16 protein-coding genes and 1 pseudogene are annotated in these 18,934 nt (G+C 57.2%); 10 read left to right on the top strand and 7 right to left on the bottom strand.

The features are described from left to right. Window positions 1-221: 221 nt before the first annotated feature. From H9L05_RS18445 to H9L05_RS18435, 4 genes and pseudogenes are all read right to left on the bottom strand, one after another. Window positions 222-1,808, bottom strand: a complete 1,587-nt coding sequence (locus tag H9L05_RS18445; RefSeq protein WP_187732157.1) for a DUF4394 domain-containing protein — start codon at window positions 1,806-1,808, stop codon at window positions 222-224. 361 nt (window positions 1,809-2,169) lie between these two features. Then, window positions 2,170-2,694: a glycine betaine ABC transporter substrate-binding protein gene (locus tag H9L05_RS26435; protein ID WP_317175200.1), complete on the bottom strand. Its 525-nt coding sequence runs from the start codon at window positions 2,692-2,694 to the stop codon at window positions 2,170-2,172. Next, a pseudogene (locus H9L05_RS18440) lies at window positions 2,683-3,734 on the bottom strand (ABC transporter permease/substrate-binding protein); the annotation flags it as partial. The gene H9L05_RS26435 and the pseudogene H9L05_RS18440, both read right to left, overlap by 12 nt. A gap of 255 nt (window positions 3,735-3,989) precedes the next feature. Continuing rightward, entirely contained in the window at window positions 3,990-4,811 is an 822-nt protein-coding gene (locus tag H9L05_RS18435; protein WP_223284559.1) for an ABC transporter ATP-binding protein, read from the bottom strand. 154 nt (window positions 4,812-4,965) lie between these two features. On the opposite strand from H9L05_RS18435, the gene H9L05_RS18430 reads away from it, so the two are divergent. The 4 genes from H9L05_RS18430 (at window position 4,966) to H9L05_RS18415 (ending at window position 8,896) form a co-directional block, all read left to right on the top strand. After that, window positions 4,966-5,931, top strand: coding sequence for a DUF1028 domain-containing protein (locus tag H9L05_RS18430; protein ID WP_223284558.1), 966 nt, complete (start codon window positions 4,966-4,968; stop codon window positions 5,929-5,931). A 53-nt stretch (window positions 5,932-5,984) separates the two neighbouring features. Continuing rightward, on the top strand, window positions 5,985-7,952 hold the full coding sequence (locus tag H9L05_RS26430; protein ID WP_317175010.1) for a M28 family peptidase: 1,968 nt from the start codon (window positions 5,985-5,987) through the stop codon (window positions 7,950-7,952). Window positions 7,953-7,966: 14 nt separating this feature from the next. Then, complete coding sequence (locus H9L05_RS26425; protein WP_317175009.1) at window positions 7,967-8,119, top strand: hypothetical protein; 153 nt, start codon at window positions 7,967-7,969, stop codon at window positions 8,117-8,119. Window positions 8,120-8,350: 231 nt separating this feature from the next. Then, complete coding sequence (locus H9L05_RS18415; protein ID WP_187732155.1) at window positions 8,351-8,896, top strand: 2'-5' RNA ligase family protein; 546 nt, start codon at window positions 8,351-8,353, stop codon at window positions 8,894-8,896. A gap of 259 nt (window positions 8,897-9,155) precedes the next feature. Here the strand turns inward: H9L05_RS18415 and H9L05_RS18410 are convergent, their stop codons facing one another. Beyond that, a complete protein-coding gene (locus H9L05_RS18410; protein WP_187732154.1) occupies window positions 9,156-9,962 on the bottom strand; it encodes an OmpA/MotB family protein in 807 nt (268 codons plus the stop codon). Window positions 9,963-10,197: 235 nt separating this feature from the next. Here H9L05_RS18410 and H9L05_RS18405 point away from each other — a divergent pair, with 235 nt between their 5' ends. The 3 genes from H9L05_RS18405 (at window position 10,198) to H9L05_RS18395 (ending at window position 13,479) form a co-directional block, all read left to right on the top strand. After that, the gene (locus H9L05_RS18405; protein WP_187732153.1) at window positions 10,198-12,186 is read left to right on the top strand and encodes a S8 family serine peptidase; all 1,989 of its coding nucleotides are present in this window, start codon (window positions 10,198-10,200) and stop codon (window positions 12,184-12,186) included. Then, complete coding sequence (locus H9L05_RS18400) at window positions 12,092-12,700, top strand: hypothetical protein (protein WP_187732152.1); 609 nt, start codon at window positions 12,092-12,094, stop codon at window positions 12,698-12,700. Before H9L05_RS18405 ends, H9L05_RS18400 begins: the two co-directional genes overlap by 95 nt. A gap of 179 nt (window positions 12,701-12,879) precedes the next feature. After that, a complete protein-coding gene (locus H9L05_RS18395; RefSeq protein WP_187732151.1) occupies window positions 12,880-13,479 on the top strand; it encodes a hypothetical protein in 600 nt (199 codons plus the stop codon). A gap of 87 nt (window positions 13,480-13,566) precedes the next feature. Here the strand turns inward: H9L05_RS18395 and H9L05_RS18390 are convergent, their stop codons facing one another. Then, window positions 13,567-14,901, bottom strand: a complete 1,335-nt coding sequence (locus tag H9L05_RS18390; protein WP_223284557.1) for a M23 family metallopeptidase — start codon at window positions 14,899-14,901, stop codon at window positions 13,567-13,569. Between the two features lie 283 nt (window positions 14,902-15,184). Between H9L05_RS18390 and H9L05_RS18385 the strand changes: the two genes are divergently transcribed. Next, the gene (locus tag H9L05_RS18385) at window positions 15,185-16,060 is read left to right on the top strand and encodes a hydroxymethylglutaryl-CoA lyase (protein ID WP_187732150.1); all 876 of its coding nucleotides are present in this window, start codon (window positions 15,185-15,187) and stop codon (window positions 16,058-16,060) included. 116 nt (window positions 16,061-16,176) lie between these two features. Beyond that, on the top strand, window positions 16,177-16,911 hold the full coding sequence (locus tag H9L05_RS18380; protein ID WP_187732149.1) for a (Fe-S)-binding protein: 735 nt from the start codon (window positions 16,177-16,179) through the stop codon (window positions 16,909-16,911). Window positions 16,912-16,989: 78 nt separating this feature from the next. On the opposite strand, the gene dapA is transcribed toward H9L05_RS18380, so the two are convergent. After that, window positions 16,990-17,880 (bottom strand): 4-hydroxy-tetrahydrodipicolinate synthase, encoded by an 891-nt coding sequence (gene dapA / locus H9L05_RS18375; protein ID WP_187732148.1) that lies wholly within the window; start codon window positions 17,878-17,880, stop codon window positions 16,990-16,992. A 126-nt stretch (window positions 17,881-18,006) separates the two neighbouring features. On the opposite strand from dapA, the gene H9L05_RS18370 reads away from it, so the two are divergent. After that, window positions 18,007-18,915 carry a polysaccharide deacetylase family protein gene (locus H9L05_RS18370; RefSeq protein WP_187732147.1) on the top strand — a complete coding sequence of 303 codons (909 nt, stop codon included), beginning with the start codon at window positions 18,007-18,009 and terminating at the stop codon, window positions 18,913-18,915. Window positions 18,916-18,934 lie beyond the last annotated feature (19 nt).

The following is an 18,934-nucleotide window of genomic DNA, read 5'->3' as shown; positions in this document are numbered from 1 at the left end:
GGAGTTTTAGATTTAACTAATAAAATATATGATTAAATATAAAATTTTGCGTCAATAATGACTACTGCAAGCTGATTTGATTTCCAGTTTTTCAACGAGGCGCATAGTGCAGCCTGTTGAACTTCTGCCAGTAGCCTTGCTTATTACTAACATATTTACTTACTGCAAAAAAGCCCCCCAGAGGTTGTCTGGTGGGCTTTTTTGCAACAAGTTAATAAGCCTTAGAAACCTAAGCCAACAGCAAATGCCGTGGGATTTCCGCCCGCGTTAAAGCTCTCGGTGGACGAGGTAAGCGCTCCCGTCGTTACATTGATGGTAGAGACTCGGGTAGGTGAGCCACCACCATTACCCGTGAACAGATAACCTGTGTTGGTGCTACCGCCAATATCAAAGTTTGCTACGTTGGCAATGCCAGTGTTGCCTACTTCCACTAAGGTGCCGTCATTGGGCGGGCTCTGCCGATATAGTTTACCATTGCCATCAAGAACGTATAAATTCGTCGCCGTCGCCCCCGCGAAGCTATTATCATAGCCCGCCGCCAGAATTCTAGGCGTACCCGGATTGATACGGCCATCCGCGATAGTCACACCGTCCGTGGGGTTTACCCGCAGGTTCTGGCCCGACTCGCTCACAATGCGAATGCGGTCAGCGACGGGGTTAAAGTCAAACCCAATTCCATTTGATACGCCTACGGGCCCGCTTTCTAGAGGAATACTGAGGGTAGCTACCTTCGTGGCCGCAGCCGTGGCGAGGTTAAGAATGTAAAGCTCGCTGGTGTTGGTTAGGGCATAAAGCTGGCCCGTGGCTGGTCGGAAATCCATGCCAGTAATTCCCTCGTCTTCCTTCAGGCCTGTAACGCTCTTCGTTACAGCAGTTGACGGATTGGTAGGGTCGAATATAAACAGGTCGTTCAGTGTTCCCCCTCTTATGCCCCGTGCCAGATTCAACGCATAGGCTACTGGCCGGGTTGGAATGGCGAGGCCTGTGTAAGCTGCGGTGTTGTCGTACTTTACCAGCGTTTTTGTGCTGCCGGTGGCTAGGTCAACCGTGAAAAGGGTGGGCTTGCCATTCACATCATACAGGGCCAGGGCCGTGCCTGTTTTAGCATCAATATCGAAGCCCCCGTTGCCGCTGATATCGAGCTTCAGGTCGCCGACGGCTACCAGCGTACCGTTGTTGGGCGGGTCCTGCCGATACAGCGTATTCGTGGCTGGGTCGAGGTCGTAGAGCACGGTGGCGCTGGCACCGGCTACGCTGTTCGTGTAAGCTGCGCCGGTGATGCCAGCGCCGGGTACCCCATTAATGCCGCCATCGACGATAGTGCCGGCTGCGGTTTCGGGATTGAGGCGCAGGTTTTGGCCCGTGCTGGTCACCACACGAATGCGGTCAACGGTCGGGTTGAAGTCGAAGGCCACCATATCGCCTTCCAAGGCGGGCGTAATAGGGCCGCTGCCGATAGCACGGGCCGCGCCGGTGGCGAGGTTGATGACGTACAGACGACTGGTGCTGCCGATGCCATATAGCTGGCCCGTGGCGGGGCGGAAGTCAATACCCAGCAGTTTTTCGCCGGCTTGCAAACCCGTAATCGAGGTTGAGGCAGAGCTGCGAGCAGGGTTCTTGGTGGAAAACAGATCAAGCTTCACCCCACCCGATAAGGCATAAAAAGGGATATCCTGACTGGGAACGGGATTGTCGTCGCCATTGCCATTCTTGGGGAAGTACTGCTCCAGCACATCCTCGCAGCTGGTAAGCGAGGCTAAAGCAAGGGCAAACGCACTAAACTTGACGAGGTAAGACGGTTTTCTCATTTCCGTGGGACTTTGGTATAAAAGGATGAAAGACTAGTATTTGATTAAGGTTAGCTACGGTTTGCCAGCTCTACCGGATTGCTTTATCTGAGATTCCGCCACGATTTAATTCTGGGTTAATTCTTTAGGACAAAAATGCAGACGGTAGTTGTTTGTATCGATCTGATTGACAGGTTATTGATCTGATAATAGCTGAAGCCTGTCTGTTGAGCATAGTCAATGGGATGGAGCCCGTTCCGGACTCGGAATTCTTGCGGACCTGATTGAGTGAATCGTTGGTTGCCCGAACGAATTTCCACGGCTTCTAAGAGTCAAAAAGCCCTCAATAATTGCTCTGGGGGCATTTATTTCGTAGTTTGAATTATCTGCGCAGATAAGCTCCCAGCTCCGATACGGAGGCTATTTGCAGCTGTTCGGCCTGCTGCTGGCGCATGAGCAGGGCATAGGTATTGTTGAAGCCCAAAGGGCTTAGCCATTCCAGACCGTAGCGCTGCCGAAAACGCGCTTGCACGTAGTCGAACACCGCGCGCGGATTGCCCCCCAGCGAATCGACGGTGGCGGGAGGAGGCTGGAGCAGCACCAGCAGGCCCGTACCCGTGTACTCCGGATACAGATCGATGTCGCCGGAGCGCAGGGCCTCGAAGCAAATGCTGGTGCCGCCCAGGCCGGTTTTGGTGACGACATCCAGGTTGGTGTAGCCCCGAATGAGGGCCGCGTACAGCTCGGCCAGAATATACTGCTCGGCGAAAATCTTGGAGCCCAGCGTAATAGTTCCACCAGTAGCAGGTTGCGGTGCGCGCCACAGGCCCAGGCGGCGCAGAAAGTCGTGGGCCACGGCGCGGGGCGTTTCGTGGCGGTAGTCTACGCGGTAGTTCAGCTCCGTCATCACCGAGTCGTTGATGCGGCCGGCGAGCTTTTCCAGCACCGGGCGCAGCTCGGGGTGGGCCGCCAGCACCGCCTGGCGCACCACGGGCGCGGCAAAGTAGGGCGGAAAAGCCCCCGGTCGTCGCGCAGCACGCGCAAATCATACGCCTTGATGCGGCCGTCGGTGGAGTACCCGTCAATTACATCCACGTCGCGGTGGCGGGCGGCTTCGTAGACCAAGGCGGGCGACAGAATCACGCTGGGCAGGGGCCGCAGCCCATATTTCGTTTGCAGACCCGGCAGCCCATCGGCCCGGCCCACAAACTCAGGGCTGAAGCCGGCCAGCAGCTTGCCCGTGGCGCGGGGCAGCAGATACAAGCCCGCCAGCAAAGGCAACAGCACTAGCAAAAAGCCCCCCACGCGTGTGAGGCGGCGGGCGCTGAGGCGTTGGAGCCTGGCCAGTGCCGCATCGAAGGCCAGGGCCAGCGCAGCGGCCGGGATGGCGCCAGCCAGAATCATAGCCGGATTATTTAAGGCAATTCCGCCGAAAATGAACTCGCCTAAGCCACCCGCCGCAATGTAAGCGGCTAGCGTAGCCACGCCCACATTGATGACAGTAGCCGTCCGAATGCCCGCAAACAGCACCGGCAAAGCCAGCGGCAATTCGACCCGGCGCAGCACCTGCCCATCGGTAAGACCTAAGCCCCGAGCCGCCTCCACTACGGCCGGACTCACGCCCTGTACACCCGCCAACGTGTTGCGCACAATGGGTAATAAAGAGTACAGAAACAACGCAAAAATGGCCGGCTGCGGCCCGATGCCCAGCACCGGAATCAGGAAGCCGAGCAGGGCAATGCTGGGGATAGTTTGAAGTATGCCGGTGAAACCCAGCACGGCAGGCGCAAGCCGCGGCCGACGCGTGAGCAGCAGCCCCAGCGGCACGCCCACCAGCACCGCCAGCAGGAGGGAAGCTGCCGTCAGGCCGATGTGTTGCAGGGTTTGATGGCCGAGCTTCCCGGCCTGATTTTGCCAGAAAGCCAGCAGTTCAGTCAGGACTTCCATGCGGTTTCGGCTTGGTGAATGGCTTGGGCAAAAGCGGCCATTAGCTCCGGCAAAGTGACCCGGCGCTGGGGGCATTTTCATCCGATTCGGTGATGATAACGTGGCGTATGGAGTCATTTGCTGGCTGCTGATCGGTAGGTGCAGCAGCTGCTAGCGGCTCTGTCAGTATCTCGAATGTATCTTGAACTGTATGATTAAGTGATATGGTTTTAACAATTGATAATGAGCTAGTTGTTTCATGTGAGTTTAGCTTGTCTAATGAAGCCGATAAAGTGCTGGGGGCAAAAATGGGAGTAGCTCACGGAGGCGCAACGTGTGCAGTTGTAGAGCTAGCCGCTCGGCGGCGAAGAAGTCGCGGACGAAGTCATTGGCCGGCCGAAACAGCAGTTCGTGCGGCGTGCCTAATTGCTGAATTTGCCCTCCGTTGAGCAGGGCAATACGGTCGGCCAGCTCGAAGGCTTCGGTCACGTCGTGGGTTACCAGCACCATCGTTTTCGTGCGCAATTCTTCCAGCTCCCGAAACTTCCGCCGGATGCCGGCCCGCGTCACCGGGTCGAGGGCGCCGAAGGGTTCATCGAGGAGCATGATGGGCGGGTCGGCGGCCAGGGCGCGGGCTAGTCCCACGCGTTGCTGCTGCCCGCCGCTGAGCTGGTGCGGATACTGGTGAGCAAAGCGCTTGGGGGGCAAATGCAGGCGCGTGAGCAAGGCGTTGGTGCGCTCCGCAATTGCCGTCGGCGCATGTCCCAGCAGGCGCGGCACCACCCCCACATTTTCGGCCACGGTGTAGTGCGGCAGCAGGCCCACTTGCTGAATCACGTAGCCAATGCCGCGCCGCAATACTTCCGGCTGCTGCCGGCCCACCACCACACCGTTGATTTCCACCGTGCCGGAGGTCGGCTCGATGAGGCGATTCAGCATTTTGAGCAACGTAGTTTTGCCGCACCCGCTCGGACCCAGCAGCACCAGGGTTTCGCCCAGCGCCAGCTCAAACGACACATTTTGCACCGCCACATGGCCGGGGTAGTGCTTACTCAGGTCGCGGACGCGGATAACGGGCGGGGCAGGGGCGATGCTCAAAGGGAAGAGAGTAAGGCAGTTATTGGGAAGGGGCGCTAACAACAAAGTGCCCGTGAAAACACCCTGAGTCGGAAACGGCTGTATCTTGAACCGCGAACCATCCAAAACTACTTTTTTTATGCTCCTCAGACACACAGTTTTACTAGTACTGCCTATGCTGCTCAGTCTGTTGCCCAACGCTTCCGCTCAGGTATATTCGGCCACCGAGCCGCTGGCCCACACGTTTTCCATCGTGGCCCGCGACCCCAAAACGGGCGAAATGGCCGTGGCTGTGCAAAGCCACTGGTTTTCGGTGGGCACGTCGGTAAGCTGGGGCGAGGCCGGGGTAGGCGTGGTTGCTACGCAGTCGTTTACCAATAAGTCCTTCGGAATGCGGGGCTTGGCTTTGATGAAAAGCGGCAAAACTGCCCAGCAAACCCTCGACGAGCTGCTCAGCACCGATGAAGGCAAGGCCGTGCGCCAGGTAGCCATTCTGGATGCGAAAGGCAATGTGGCCGCTCATACCGGCGAGAAATGCGTGGATTACGCGGGCCATATCACCGGCAAAGAGTTTTCGGTGCAGGCCAATATGATGCTCAGCGAGAAGGTGTGGCCGGCCATGGCCAAAGCATTTGAGCAAAGCGCTAATCTGCCCCTGGCTGAGCGCGTGATGGCGGCGCTAAATGCGGCTCAAGCCGTAGGTGGTGACATTCGGGGCAAGCAGTCGGCGGCCCTGCTGGTGGTGCGTGGCCAAGCTACCAATGCTCCGTGGGAGGATAGGCTAATTGATTTGCGCGTTGATGATAACCCAGCCCCATTGAAAGAGCTGGACCGCCTGCTGCGCCTGCACCGTGCCTATAACCATATGAATGCCGGCGACTTAGCCGTAGAGAAAAACGACATGGCCGGCGCCATGCGCGAATACCAAACCGCTGAGAAGATGTTTCCGGAGAACCTAGAAATGCGCTACTGGCATGCCATCACGCTCGCCAACAATAAGCAAGTACCTGCCGCTCTGAAGCTGCTTCAGCCCATTTTCAAGCAGGAGCCCGACTGGCGCACGCTCACGGCTCGTTTGCCCAAAGTAGGGCTGCTCACCGTGACCGAGGCTGAGCTAAAGCAGATTATGGCGCTCAAATAATGCAACCTGGCGCTTAGCTCGGCGTTATTGCCTCACACTTTCCTCCATTCTCTATGCGCTTTTTACACCTGATTCCCTCCTTGGCTTTGCTGTTAAGTGCGGTCGTCGGCTGCTCGTCGGAGCGACCAACTGCATCTGGTTCTACTGCTGAAAAGCTCCCCGGCGCGGCCGTAACCACGATTTATGTAGTGCGCCACGCCGAAAAAGAAACTGATCCGGCCCTCACCGATCCGCCCCTGACGCCTACCGGTGAGCAGCGGGCACTCACGCTGCGCGACACCCTGGGCAGCCGCAATATCGAGACGCTCTACGTGACGAATACCGTTCGTAGCCGTGCTACGGCCGCTCCATTGGCTACCGCCTTGCAGCGTACGCCCCAAGTCTATGATAAGCCCGCCGACCTGGCCGCGCGCATCCTGCAGGAGCAGAAGGGCAAAACGGTACTGGTTGTGGGCCACTCGAATACGCTGCTGCCTTTGGTTTCGGCGCTGGGGGCCAAATCGGAGATTACCACGGTTGAGGATGGTGAGTATGATTATCTATTCGAAGTAAAAGTGCCCCCACAGGCGAAGCAACGGTGGTTACGCACCGATTCGGGGCAGAGCATTAGAATCTTTCATTCAGTGGGCGATTCATGCCTGCCAGCTAGAAAAATTACAACAGCAAGAAAGCCCGATCATTCGATGACCGGGCTTTCTTGCTGTGTAGCCGAGTGCGTGGTTGCAACCCATGTAGCGTTTCCTTGTACTTTAGCTACTCAGACTGCTTTTATCTCCTCATTTTTGCTTTTTATGCCCTCTTTCGTTTCTCGCTACCCGCTGCTTGCGGGCGTTGCTTCCCTATTGCTGACTACGCCCACGCTGGCCCAAAAAGCCCCCCAAACCGATTCTTTGAATATTCGCCGCATTTATGACGAGGCCCTGTTGCGGGGGCAGAGCTACGAAAACCTGCGCCACCTCACCGGCCAAATTGGTGGACGGTTGGCTGGCTCGCCCCAGGCCCAACAGGCAGTAGACTGGAGCAAAGTGACGATGGAAAAGCTGGGCCTCGACCGCGTATACTTGCAGGAAGTAATAGTGCCGCACTGGGTGCGCGGGGCGAAGGAAAAAGGGCAGATTAAGGCCGCAAAAGGCAAAGGAGTAGATGTACCGGTTTGCGCGCTGGGTGGCTCGGTGGGCACCAATGGCAAGTTGCGCGCTCAGGTAGTGGAGGTGCAGAGTCTGGATGAATTGGCGGCTATGCCGGAAGAGAAAGTGAAGGGCAAGTTTGTGTTCTTCAACCGTCCCATGAACCCTACTTATATTGAAACCGGCAAGGCCTACGGAGAAGCCGGTGACCAGCGCCGCGCCGGTGCCTCTGCCGCCGCCAAGCGCGGGGCTGTGGGCGCCTTGGTCCGTTCGCTTAGTCTAGCCCACGACGACTTCCCCCACACGGGCACCATGCGCTACGAAGACAATGTGGCTAAAGTGCCCGCCGCTGCTCTCAGCACCAACGGCGCCGACCGCCTCAGTCAATTGCTTAAAGCCGACAAAAACCTAACCTTTGAGCTTGAAATGGCTTGCCAGACGTTGCCCGACGTGAAATCGTACAACGTAATTGGCGAGATTAAAGGCTCTAAGTACCCCGACGAAATTATCACCGTTGGCGGCCACCTCGACTCTTGGGACATGGGCCAAGGTGCCCACGATGATGGCACGGGCTGCGTGCAAAGCATGGAAGTGCTGCGGCTGCTGAAAGCTACTGGCCTGAAGCCGGAGCGCACCGTGCGCGCCGTCATGTTTATGAATGAAGAGAACGGCAACCGGGGCGGTATAAAGTACGCTGAGTTGGCTAAAGCGGCTAACGAGAAGCACTTAGCGGCCATGGAATCAGATGGTGGCGGCTTTACGCCCCGTGGCTTTGCCCTGGAAACGACAAACCCGGAGACCGTGACCCGGATGCAGCAGTGGCGCTCGTTATTTGTCCCCTACGGCAGCGGCGAGTTCGTGGTCGGTCACGGCGGCACCGATATTGGCCCCTGAAAGACCAGGCAAAAGTGCTCATCGGCTACGACTGCGACTCCCAGCGCTACTTCGATATTCACCACACCGCCGCCGATACTTTCGACAAAGTAAACCGCCGCGAGCTGGAGCTTGGCGGCGCGAGCATGGCCGCGCTGGTGTATTTGCTAAGCAAATACGGTTTGTAGAGAAGCGTATTCGCGTCACAATCGTCGCAGGCGTTGTGTAGCCTGTGTTCCGCCCGTCTGTCATGCTGAGGCCCGAAGGACCTTCTGCCAGAAGAACGATTTGTTCCACTGGCAGAAGGTCCTTCGGGCCTCAGCATGACAACTGGGTGGTATACAACAATCATTTTACGACTAAAAGCAAATCTGCCTTTAGAGCTTCATCGGTAGTATGGCCACATACGTAAGGGAAATATGGACCCGCTATACCTTGTCGCCATTTTGCCCCCCGAGCCGATTTCTTCCGAGGTCTGGGCGATGAAGCAGGAGGTGCACACGCTGACGGGCAGCCGCAATGCAGTGCGTTTGCCGGCGCACATCACGCTCATTCCGCCGTGGCGGCAAGCGGCGGAAGTGGAGGCGGCACTGCGCATAGAGCTGCGTGATTTTGCCGCCCTAGAGGAGCCGTTCAGCGTAGGCTTAAATGGTTTCGATTGGTTTGGTAACCGCACCTTGTTTGTGCGCGTGACGGAGGCTGCGGCCTTGCAGGCTTTCCACGCAGACCTAACTGGTTGGTGTGCGGCGCGTCTGGCAGATATCCCGCTTGAAACGCGGCCTTTTACTCCGCATATGACCCTGGCCACCCGCGATTTGCCCCCCAGCCAGGTGTCGGCGTTGCGTCAGCTTTTTCAGGCCCGTTCCTATGCCGCATCCTTCTTTGCGAGCAGCCTGCAGCTCTTTCGCCACGACGGCCAGCACTGGCTGGCAATTGAAGAATTTACTTTGAAACTACAGGTTTAACATGTTGGCTTGAATTTGTTTATAATGAATAATTTATGATTGCAATTTAAGACTGTATAAATGATCATCAAACGGCAAGCACTCGTCTGAATAAATACACAAATGGCTCAAAAAGAAACGGCTGCCTCGCTTGGGGCAGCCGTTTCTTTTTGAGCCATTTGTGTTGTTAATCTTCTATAAAAAACGACCGATAAGACTAGCTTCAGTCATCTTAATATTCCATGCAGCGAGCAGGCTGAACAACGAGCAAACAGGCGACTTAGTTAGCTTCCAAAATCTGGAAAAGCTCATCGAGCTTGGGCGTCAGGATAATCTCGGTGCGACGGTTTTGGGCCTTCTCTGCGGGTGTGGCATTGGCTGTGATGGGGAGATATTGGGCCCGACCCGACGGTGTGACCTGAGCAGGAGTGAGGCCGGCCGTGGTCAGGATGCGGGTGATTTCGGTGGCGCGCAGCACGCTCAAATCCCAGTTGTCTTTCATGCCGGCCGTGCCACGGGCAATGGGCACATTGTCGGTATGGCCTTCCACCAATACGTTCACATCCTGGTTGCCTTTGAGGGCAGTGGCGAGCTTCTTCAGCGCCTCCTGACCTTTCGGATCAACAACAGTGGAGCCTGACTTAAACAACAGCTGCTCGGAAAGCGAAACGTACACTTTGCCGTTCTTCACGTTCACCGTCAGATCATTGGCATTGAAGCCCAGCAGCGCGTCGCCCACCTTTTGGCGCAGGGCCTTTACGGCCGCTTCCTTCTGATCGAGCACGCGCTGCAGCTCGGCGATTCGCTGCTCGCGGTCCTGCAACTGCTCCTTAGTGGTGCCCAGATTCTCATTCAACTGGTTGACTTCCTGATTTTTGCTCAACAGGTTGGAGCGCAAAGCTTCCTCCGTTTGAGCTTTCTCCTGTTCCAGCGCCGATTTTTGGGCTTGCAATTGTTCGCGGGAGCTGAGCAGCTCCGCGTTTTGCTGCTGCAGGGCTGCTATTTCTTTCTTATTGCAGCCGCCGAGCATAAGGGTGCCGGCGCTCCAAAGTGCCACTAGGGCGGTTCGGGAAAGAGTAGAGTTCATAAAAAAGGATTTAAGAAGAAAGTAAAGACCAGCATAAGCTCAGAACAGGCATTTACGGTAACCCTTGAGCTTGCTGGGTTGAAGGTAGCGGGAAATCTTTTTCGCGCTACCTTCAGCGCAAAGCGTTGTACTGGTTTCGTTTGGAAAAGTAAAAAAGCCCCCCAGACAGCACGCACCATTCGCTACTATCGTATCTTCGTGGTTGCTTCAGCTACCTATTTTACGGCCGCATCACTTGCGTATTCATTTTTCCTTCGTGCGGGCTTTTTTTCTGCTTCTCAGTTTGGGGCTGAGTGGGGTTTGCCATGTTGCCTACGCTGCCCCGCCCTCTACGGGCCGCTACTGGGTGGTTCTGCGCGATAAAGCCGGCGTCCGCTTTAACCCAGCCACCTATTTTGCCCCCCAGGCCCTGGCTCGCCGCCAACGCCAGCAGCTGCCCCTCCTCGACAGCACCGATTTTCCCGTGCGCCCCGACTACCTGCGTCAAGTGCAGGCTGGGGTTGATTCAGTTGCGTTTGTAAGTCGCTGGTTTAATGCTGTTTCCTGCCGCGCAACGCCGGCCCAGGCAGCCGCTTTGCGCCGCCTGCCGTGTGTGCGAAGCATAGAAAGATGCCCCGATGCGCCTATGCTTCCCGCCGCCCAACCTGGAGCGCCGGAGCGTGGTACGCCGGAAGTATCAGCCGCTGATCATCAGCTGGCATTCAGCCAAACGGCCAGCCTTGGTGCGGCCGACTTCCGCAGGGCCAAGCTCGACGGTCGGGGGCTGCGCATTGCTATCTTCGATGTAGGCTTTTCTGGGGCCGACCAGCACGCGGCGTTCCAGCATTTACGCACTGGTAAGCGTATTCTGGCGACCTATGATTTTCTAAAAAAACTGCCGTATGTGTACGCGGGCGGCAGCCACGGCACGGAGGTGCTCTCGTGTATAGCCGGCATTTTGCCCGACGGCACGGCACTGGGTCTGGCCCCCGAAGCCGAATTTTTGCTGGCTCGCACCGAGCAGCTGCACCGCGAGCAATTCGCTGAGGAAGAAGCATGGCTTGCTGCCGCCGAGTGGGCTGACCGCCAAGGAGTGGATATTATCAATTCCTCGTTGGGCTACACTAGCCGCCGCTACTTCCCTGAGCAGATGAATGGCCGCAATAGCCTCGTGGCCCGCGCGGCAGCCATGGCCGTACGCAAGGGAATATTGGTGGTAAACGCGGCCGGAAACGACGGTCTCGACCCGGAGTGGCGCACCATCGGCACGCCTGCCGATGGTGACTCCGTGCTGGCTGTGGGTGGCCTCGATCCTGACAACTACCTGCATATCGGCTTCAGCAGCTATGGCCCGACGGCTGATCGACGCCTGAAGCCTAATGTAACAGCCTACGGAACGGTGCTGGCGGCCGCGCCGGGCGGCTATGTGCGCACCCAGGGTACGTCATTTGCGAGTCCGTTGATGGCGGGTTTTGCAGCTTGCGCGTGGCAGCAAAACCGCAATCTGACGGCCATGCAGCTCTTCGAAAAACTTCAGGCCTCGGCCAACTTATATCCTTACTACGACTATGCTCACGGATATGGGATGCCCCGCGCTTCCTGGTTCACGGCAGATGGCCCGAAAAAGCCCCCCACGGCCGCAACCTTCGACTTTGTAGCGCAGGCAGATAGTATGCTGGCCGTGATTATCCGGCCGGGTGTTGGGCAGGTGGCCGCACGGGCTTTGCCGCTGTATTCTGATTCCGTGGATGTAAAGGCGCCATCCATCAGCAAAGATAAGCTAGCCGCAGTGCCGGCCGTCGGCCGCGAAGAGTTGGCTCCGCCCGTATCCGACGGCGCCGAAAAAAGCCCCCCGGCCGGTGCCACGCCTGCTTTGCCCGACCCACCCAGCTACCTGTACTGGCACGTATCCGACCGCCGCGGGGTGCTGCGCACGTACGAGGTGCTGGACGTGAAACAGCGTGCAGTGCTGCAAATACCTCTGCGCAACCTGCACGCCGGCGACACGGTGCAGGTGCATTATCGGGGTTCACTTCTACTTATTCCGCCCAATGAAGCTTCTGCGCTTGCTGACGGTCGCGGCCTGCGCGACTATGTGGCTCAAGGGCATACCTGCTGTTCAGGCCCAAAGTGTGCTGTTGCGCGGCAATGTGGCCGCCGATACGCTCCGCTCCAACACGGGCCCCAATCGGACTTTCTTCATTCATTTCTACCTGGGCTATGCGGCCGTGGCCGGCAAATTTGACGGTCCCGGCGCTGAGTTGCGCTATGGTCGATCAGGGGAGGTGTTTGTAGGAATGCGGCAGAAATATCGGTTGTCGCAGACGGCGGCAGTCGGCCTCGATTTGCGCTATGCTCGCCTAGTGTATCATCTGGCCCAGAATGACCAGAAATTTTTGCCTACCCCTGATCAGCACAAACGCGAAACCATTGCCCTGCCTCAGGCTCAGGTCGAAGTATATGGCCGCCTGAACATTGGTCGGCGCGGTAATGTGGTGGGCCGCTACCTCGACCTGACGGGCTGGGGCGGCTGGATTATCAGCTCGGCGCATCACTACGTCGACAAACCCGGCACTAACGGCGCTGGGCTAATAGAGGTAACGGAGCGTAAACTAAACTATATAAACCGTTGGTCGTACGGGGTGGGGCTCGGCTGGGTTCGGGCCGCTACGCTGTGGTTGCTCGCTACCGGCTCGCCGATAGCTTTAAGGATCTGGCTGATGCGCCGCGTTACCCGGAGTTCCCACGGCTGGTGGTAGGTCTGGAGTTAGGGCTGTTCTAATGAAATATCCATATTCTAAGATAAATCCAGCTTTTTTTATGTTTAAATCGCTTTAAAATGCTTCCTTTGGTACAAATTTAGCTGTGAAAGCTGGTCACTATATGTTTCAAATCCGTAGTGTCGTCGAACTACTCCTGCATACTTCCTTAGCCTATAATGAAAAAACTTTTTCTCTCTGCCGCAGTGGCTACTTTACTGTTTCAAGCGTCGTGTATCACGACTGAGCGCGAAACAGCTACTTCTAAAAGCGACGGTAAAATCTTTACCCCAACGCCTCCCAATCAGCGCGCCCGCCTCACTGAGCGCAGCATTCTGAATACCGTTCGGGCCAGCCATAACTTCACCAGCAATAAGGAGAAGGACAGCTTCGTGCTTTTGTTGCAGGGGCCAAAAATCCTGAACGCACAGGCTCGTTTTATCATCATTAATGCCACCGGCGATACCATCCGCAATGAGGTAATGCCCGCCACGGCGCTCCTCAGCGACCGGGATTTGGAAAACCCCAGCGCGGCCACGGTGCGCGATAAAGAAATAGCTATTTTGAAGGCTATGAACACCTTTTTTAGCAACGATCGGTTCACGCAGCCCGCTATTCCGCGCAACGCCGACCAGCCCGAAGATGTAGAGCCGCAAGTCTGGGCCGCCATTCAGGGCGACAACAAGGCCGTGGGCTTCGACTATATCGGGGCGGGTGGCCGCGAGCGCCGTATTGCGTATGCCAAGGAATTGCAGCGCGCGGTAGTAGTTGCCCAGTAAAAGTTTAAAAGGAATAAACAGCAGTCATAAAAAAGCCCCCAGAGATATTCTAGGGGCTTTTTAGTGTTTAAAAGAGTGATGGTTATTTTAACCTGCTTTAGCGGCCCAGCCTACCACACCTGCCGCGCTGCGCACCAGCTGATACCCACCTACTTCGCCCAAAACGGCCACGCTGCTGCGGGCGGGCAGAGTATCAAAAGGCACGACACCGGCTTGAGGCAGCTTTACCAAATCGGTGGCGGCGGCCAGCAGCTCCTGGCGCAGCGGTTCTGCCGCAGCCGACACTACTGAACGGACGGCGATGTAGCCAATTTGCCCCCCAGGATGCTCCACGCGGTAATAATCTGCCTGGCTGCCTACTACCAGCAGCGGCGTGTCGCGCACCAGACTTGCCACGGTGGTTGCGCCCTTCGCAGCGGGGCTTAAGCGCAGGTCGGCACGCTTCTCCCGCACGCGCACCCATTGGCCCAGGCGCTCAGCGCTGGTGCGAGGAGCCGGCGGCAATGCATCGGCGCGGCGCACAAAAGGAAAAGGATCAACGGCCCCGCGCCCGCCCCTATAAATGCCGAAATGTAGATGGGGAGGTGTAGTACGAGCGTTGCCGGTATTGCCCACTAAGCCCAGCGTATCCCCAATCTGCACCGTCTGACCAGCTTGCACAAGCTGTTGGTCGAGGTGGGCGTAGTAGATGTGCTGGCCATGCTTGGTATCGGCCAGCCAGACCACTTTGCCGCCTCTGGGCGTTTCGTTTACCCGAGTAATAAGGCCCGGCGCAACTGCTACTACGGGCGTACCACGCTTGGCAAAAATATCGATGCCTTCGTGGCGCCGGGCGCCGGCGTCGCGGTCTACGCCCCAGAAGCTACCCACGGCCACGTCGTTTTTGCCCTGCACTGGGAATGCCAGCGACGGCTCGCGCTGAATGCGAAGGGTGTAGCGCCCGGTGCGCAACAGCTCAGGCTGCACCCGCAATAAGTGCTGGCGGTCGTCCTCGGCCACGTAGCTAAAGGTAGCTGCGGCCGTATCGGCGGAGGTGATGAGGCGGGGAGGAGTGTTGTCGGGGCTAAGCTCGAAGGCATCGAGGAAGACGCGCACATCGGCGCCGGCATCCAGGGTCAGGCTGATGCGCACGGTTTCGCCTTCGCGCACGGCATAGCGGTAAGCGGCCGCCCGGGCCTGGTCGGCGCGAAAAAAACCGGTTTCCTGGAAGGGAAGTGTTACCACCAGCGAATCGCGCAGGGCACGGTCGGCGGCGGCGAGCCAGTCACGGCCCAGTGCCGTTTGGTCGAGGCCACTCTGGCGAAGTCGGCGCGCGTAGGTTTCGTGGGGAGTGGTTTTCTGAAAGATGGCCTGCAACGTTTGCTGCTTGCTACAGGCAGAAAGCAACACTAGAAAGCACAACAGATAAAACGGCGTGCGCATGGAGCGTAATAGCAGCGGACTAGGTTAGATGTACGAGTTGCATAGACAACCCCGGAGCCCGCCGAGTGGTTCGGTAGTGTGCCTGGCACCCTAAACCACAGCCTGACGTGACAATGATGTTGGGATGGCCACCTTTTTCCATTCAGGCTGGCAACTAATTGACCTTAGTCAGACTTATCAGCTAAGGCGTGGGCAGGGATTTTTCGTACCAATCCCGCCGATTTCCTTCTACTTTTGTTTCCTGCCCACCCCAGGCTACCCACCCAATTCTGCTCTTTCCTTTATGAAGCTTATAGAATGCCCGCGTGATGCCATGCAGGGCTTGCCAGAGTTTATTTCCACCTCGGCCAAAATCGCTTATCTCAATACTCTGCTTCGCGTCGGTTTCGATACCCTGGATTTTGGAAGTTTTGTGTCGGCGAAAGCAATTCCCCAGCTCCGCGATACGGAAGAAGTGCTGGCCGGTCTCGATTTGAGCAACACCCGCACCAAGCTGCTGGCTATCGTAGCCAACCTGCGCGGTGCCGAAACGGCTGCGGCCTATTCTCAGATTCAGTACATCGGCTTCCCGTTGTCGGTGTCCGAAACGTTTCAGCGGCGCAACACTAACAAGACTATTGCGGAAGCCATGACGGAGCTGGCCGAGATGCATAATGTATGCGAAAAAGCCGGTAAAACGCTCGTAACCTACCTTTCGATGGGTTTTGGTAATCCGTACGGTGACCCCTGGAGCCCGGTAGTGGTAGCCGATTTCACCCAGCAGCTGGCCGATATGGGCGTGCGTATCGTGGCCCTTTCCGATACCATCGGCGCTTCCACGCCCGCTACCATCACGCCCTTATTTGGCGAGCTGATTCCGGCCTTCCCCCAAATTGAGTTTGGCGCCCACCTGCACACGGCACCGGTATACTGGCGCGAGAAAGTAGACGCTGCCTACCGCGCTGGCTGCCGCCGATTCGATGGGGCCATTGGCGGCGTAGGCGGCTGCCCGATGGCCACCGATAAGCTCACCGGCAACATGCCCACCGAAAAACTGGTAGCCTACTTTGACGAGACTGGCGTAGATTTGGGCCTTGATCGGGACGCTTTCCGGATTGCTCAGGCAGCGGCCGGGAAGTCTTTGGTTTCGGTAAAAAGTAACTTAAACGGAGCGTTTTGAGGTCAAAACTTGCTTTAACCGGCGTTTTTGCTCTATAAAAAGCCCCCAGCGCCATGTCAGCTCGCTGAGCGAAGCGCCGACCGTTTTCCTCCTCGATTTGCGCTTCATTCTTCGCTATGCCCATCGTCGATTTATTCATTCCTTGCTTCGTAGACCAGCTTTTTCCCCAGACCGCCATGAACATGGTGAAGGTGCTGGAAGCCGTGGGCTGCGAGGTGCACTATAATGCCAACCAAACCTGCTGCGGGCAGCCGGCTTACAACGCCGGCTACAAGTCCGAAAGCTGCGAGGTGGCCACCAAGTTTCTGGACGATTTTCCGGCTGGGGGGCAAAATCGGTATATCGTGAGTCCGTCGGCGTCGTGCGTGGGCATGGTGCGCAACGCTTACGCCGAGCTGTTTGAAGGCTCCGCCGACCAGGCCCGCTACCACGGGGTGCAGCGGCGCATTTTTGAAATGACAGAGTTTTTGGTGGATGTGCTGGGTATCAAGTCCATACCGGGCGCCAAGCTGCCCGGCCAATACACCTACCACGATTCCTGCTCGGCCCTGCGGGAATGTGGTATTAAAGCCGCGCCACGCATGTTGCTCGATGCCGTGCAGGGCCTGGAGCGCCTGGAAATGGACGAAAGCGAAACCTGCTGCGGCTTCGGCGGTACGTTTGCCGTGAAGTTTGAAGCCATTTCGGTAGCCATGGCCGAGCAAAAGGTAGAAAATGCCCTGGCCACTGGTGCGCGCTACATCGTAAGCACCGATACAAGCTGCCTTATGCACCTGGATGCCTACATTCGGCGGGAAAAAAAGCCCATCCAAACCCTGCACGTAGCCGATGTGCTGGCGAGCGGCTGGTAACTGATTTTTACATTTAATTTCATAAAAAAGCCCCCCAGACCAAGTCTGGGGCTTTTTTATTGCTGCACTGATGGTTCCTTAAATTAATTGCCGCACCCGTTCCGTCAGGCTCTCCGAAGCCGGGACGAGAGGCAGGCGTACGGCATCGGAGCAAACACCTAGCGCCGCGAGGGCCGCTTTTACGCCTACCGGGTTGCTTTCTTCATACATTAAGGGATTCAGATCCAGAAAGCCGAACAGCAGCTCACTGGCTTCGGCAAAATTGCCTTCCAGCGCGGCCCGCGTCATGCGGCTCATGCGGTCGGGGAAGGCATTGCCCAGCACACTGATAACGCCCTCGGCGCCGAAGGAAATCATCGGCACAGTCAGCATATCGTCGCCGCTGATGAGCAGGAAGCCGGCGGGCCGACCGGCGGCAATGGCCATGCACTGCTCCAGGTTGCCGCTGGCTTCTTTGATGCCGATAATATTGGGGTGCTGAGCAAGGCGCAGGGTCGTGGCGGCCGTCATATTGGAGCTGGTGCGACCGGGCACGTTGTACAGGATAATAGGCAGGGGAGAGGCATCGGCCAGGCGCTCATAATGGGCCACGATACCGGCCTGGGAAGGCTTGTTGTAGGCAGGACTGGCCGAGAGAATTGCCATTACGCCCGTCAGGTCGGTGGTGCGCAGTAGGTTTTCAACGCCGGCCGTATCGTTGCCGCCAATGCCATACACGAGTGGTACCCGACCAGCCACTTGCTCCCGCACAACGCGCAGAATATCAGCGCGCTCCGATGCCGTCACGGTCGGCGACTCGGCCGTTGTGCCATTGATAACCAAGTATTCAACGCCGCCATCTACCACGAAATCGACCAGGCGACGCAGGGCCTCCACATCCACGGCATGGTCGGGGGCGGAGGTAAAAGGAGTAATTAAAGCGACCCCCGTGCCGCGCAGGGCAGAAAGGTGAGAATCTTGTTGGTCCATGCGGGAATAAGCCGTTGTTTTGTAATTGGAATAGTTGCGTGAAGGTAAGTGACTACCGTCAAATGCTTTATTATGCCCTTTTCTTTCGTCTAAAATATCGGTTTCCTTTTCCAGCTTACACCCCGAATGAAGCTTACCCGTACCCCCATTTTAGTGGCTGGCATTCTGGCCACCACACTTACCCTGTCTGGCTGCGAAACCAAATCGGCTGCTGCTTCAGAATCGAAGGAACAGGCTGCTGCCGATACTGTTGCGACTGCCCCAGCCGCCGCTGCGCCAGCCAATCCGAACGCACCGGCTCCCGATCCGACGACCATTCCGGCGAATAAAATTGCCACCGCTGCCGAGATTCTGGCTCGTCCGCAGGTACCCATCCTTTGCTACCACCAGGTCCGCGACTGGAAGCCGAAGGACTCCAAGAATGCCAAGGATTACATCGTGCCGGTGGCTCAGTTTCGCGACCAGATGAAGATGCTGGCCGACAGCGGCTACCACACCATCCTGCCCGATCAGCTGTATGCTTACCTGACCACCGGCGCCCCGCTGCCCTCCAAGCCCGTCATGCTCACCTTCGACGATACCGACCTGGATCAGTTCACGGTGGCCAAGCCGGAGCTGGACAAGTACGGTTTCAAGGGCGTTTTCTTTATCATGACCGTCTCGCTGGGCCGCCCGCGCTACATGAGCAAGGCGCAGGTAAAAGAGCTTTCCGACCAGGGGCACGTCATCGGCTCGCACACCTGGGACCATCACAACGTGAAAAAGTATCAGGGTGAGGATTGGGTAACGCAGATTGAGAAACCCACCAAGACGCTGGAGGAAATAACGGGCAAGAAGATCAACTACTTCGCTTATCCCTTTGGCCTGTGGAATCCGGAGGCCATTCCGGAATTGAAAAAGCGCGGTTTTGTGAGCGCCTTTGTGCTGGCTGAGAAGCGCGACCAGCAGGACCCGTTGTTTACTATTCGTCGCATTATTGCCAGCGGCTATTGGTCGCCCCGGACGCTGCACAACAGCATGAAGAACAGCTTTTAGTAGGCTGGATTCTTGTAAA

This window comes from Hymenobacter qilianensis (assembly GCF_014489555.1).
Lineage (GTDB): Bacteria > Bacteroidota > Bacteroidia > Cytophagales > Hymenobacteraceae > Hymenobacter > Hymenobacter qilianensis.
The sequence above is the reverse complement of the archived record's forward strand: the minus strand, read 5'-3'. Positions and strand labels throughout refer to the sequence as shown.

Coding starts and splice junctions, on each gene's coding strand:
- H9L05_RS26435 (WP_317175200.1), bottom strand. CDS start 2,694: ATGACGGAGCTGAACTACCGCGTAGACTACCGCCACGAAACGCCCCGC.
- H9L05_RS18445 (WP_187732157.1), bottom strand. CDS start 1,808: ATGAGAAAACCGTCTTACCTCGTCAAGTTTAGTGCGTTTGCCCTTGCT.
- dapA (WP_187732148.1), bottom strand. CDS start 17,880: ATGGACCAACAAGATTCTCACCTTTCTGCCCTGCGCGGCACGGGGGTC.
- H9L05_RS18395 (WP_187732151.1), top strand. CDS start 12,880: ATGAAAAAACTTTTTCTCTCTGCCGCAGTGGCTACTTTACTGTTTCAA.
- H9L05_RS18415 (WP_187732155.1), top strand. CDS start 8,351: ATGGACCCGCTATACCTTGTCGCCATTTTGCCCCCCGAGCCGATTTCT.
- H9L05_RS18390 (WP_223284557.1), bottom strand. CDS start 14,901: ATGCGCACGCCGTTTTATCTGTTGTGCTTTCTAGTGTTGCTTTCTGCC.
- H9L05_RS18430 (WP_223284558.1), top strand. CDS start 4,966: ATGCTGCTCAGTCTGTTGCCCAACGCTTCCGCTCAGGTATATTCGGCC.
- H9L05_RS18410 (WP_187732154.1), bottom strand. CDS start 9,962: ATGAACTCTACTCTTTCCCGAACCGCCCTAGTGGCACTTTGGAGCGCC.
- H9L05_RS18385 (WP_187732150.1), top strand. CDS start 15,185: ATGAAGCTTATAGAATGCCCGCGTGATGCCATGCAGGGCTTGCCAGAG.
- H9L05_RS18370 (WP_187732147.1), top strand. CDS start 18,007: ATGAAGCTTACCCGTACCCCCATTTTAGTGGCTGGCATTCTGGCCACC.
- H9L05_RS26430 (WP_317175010.1), top strand. CDS start 5,985: ATGCGCTTTTTACACCTGATTCCCTCCTTGGCTTTGCTGTTAAGTGCG.
- H9L05_RS18380 (WP_187732149.1), top strand. CDS start 16,177: ATGCCCATCGTCGATTTATTCATTCCTTGCTTCGTAGACCAGCTTTTT.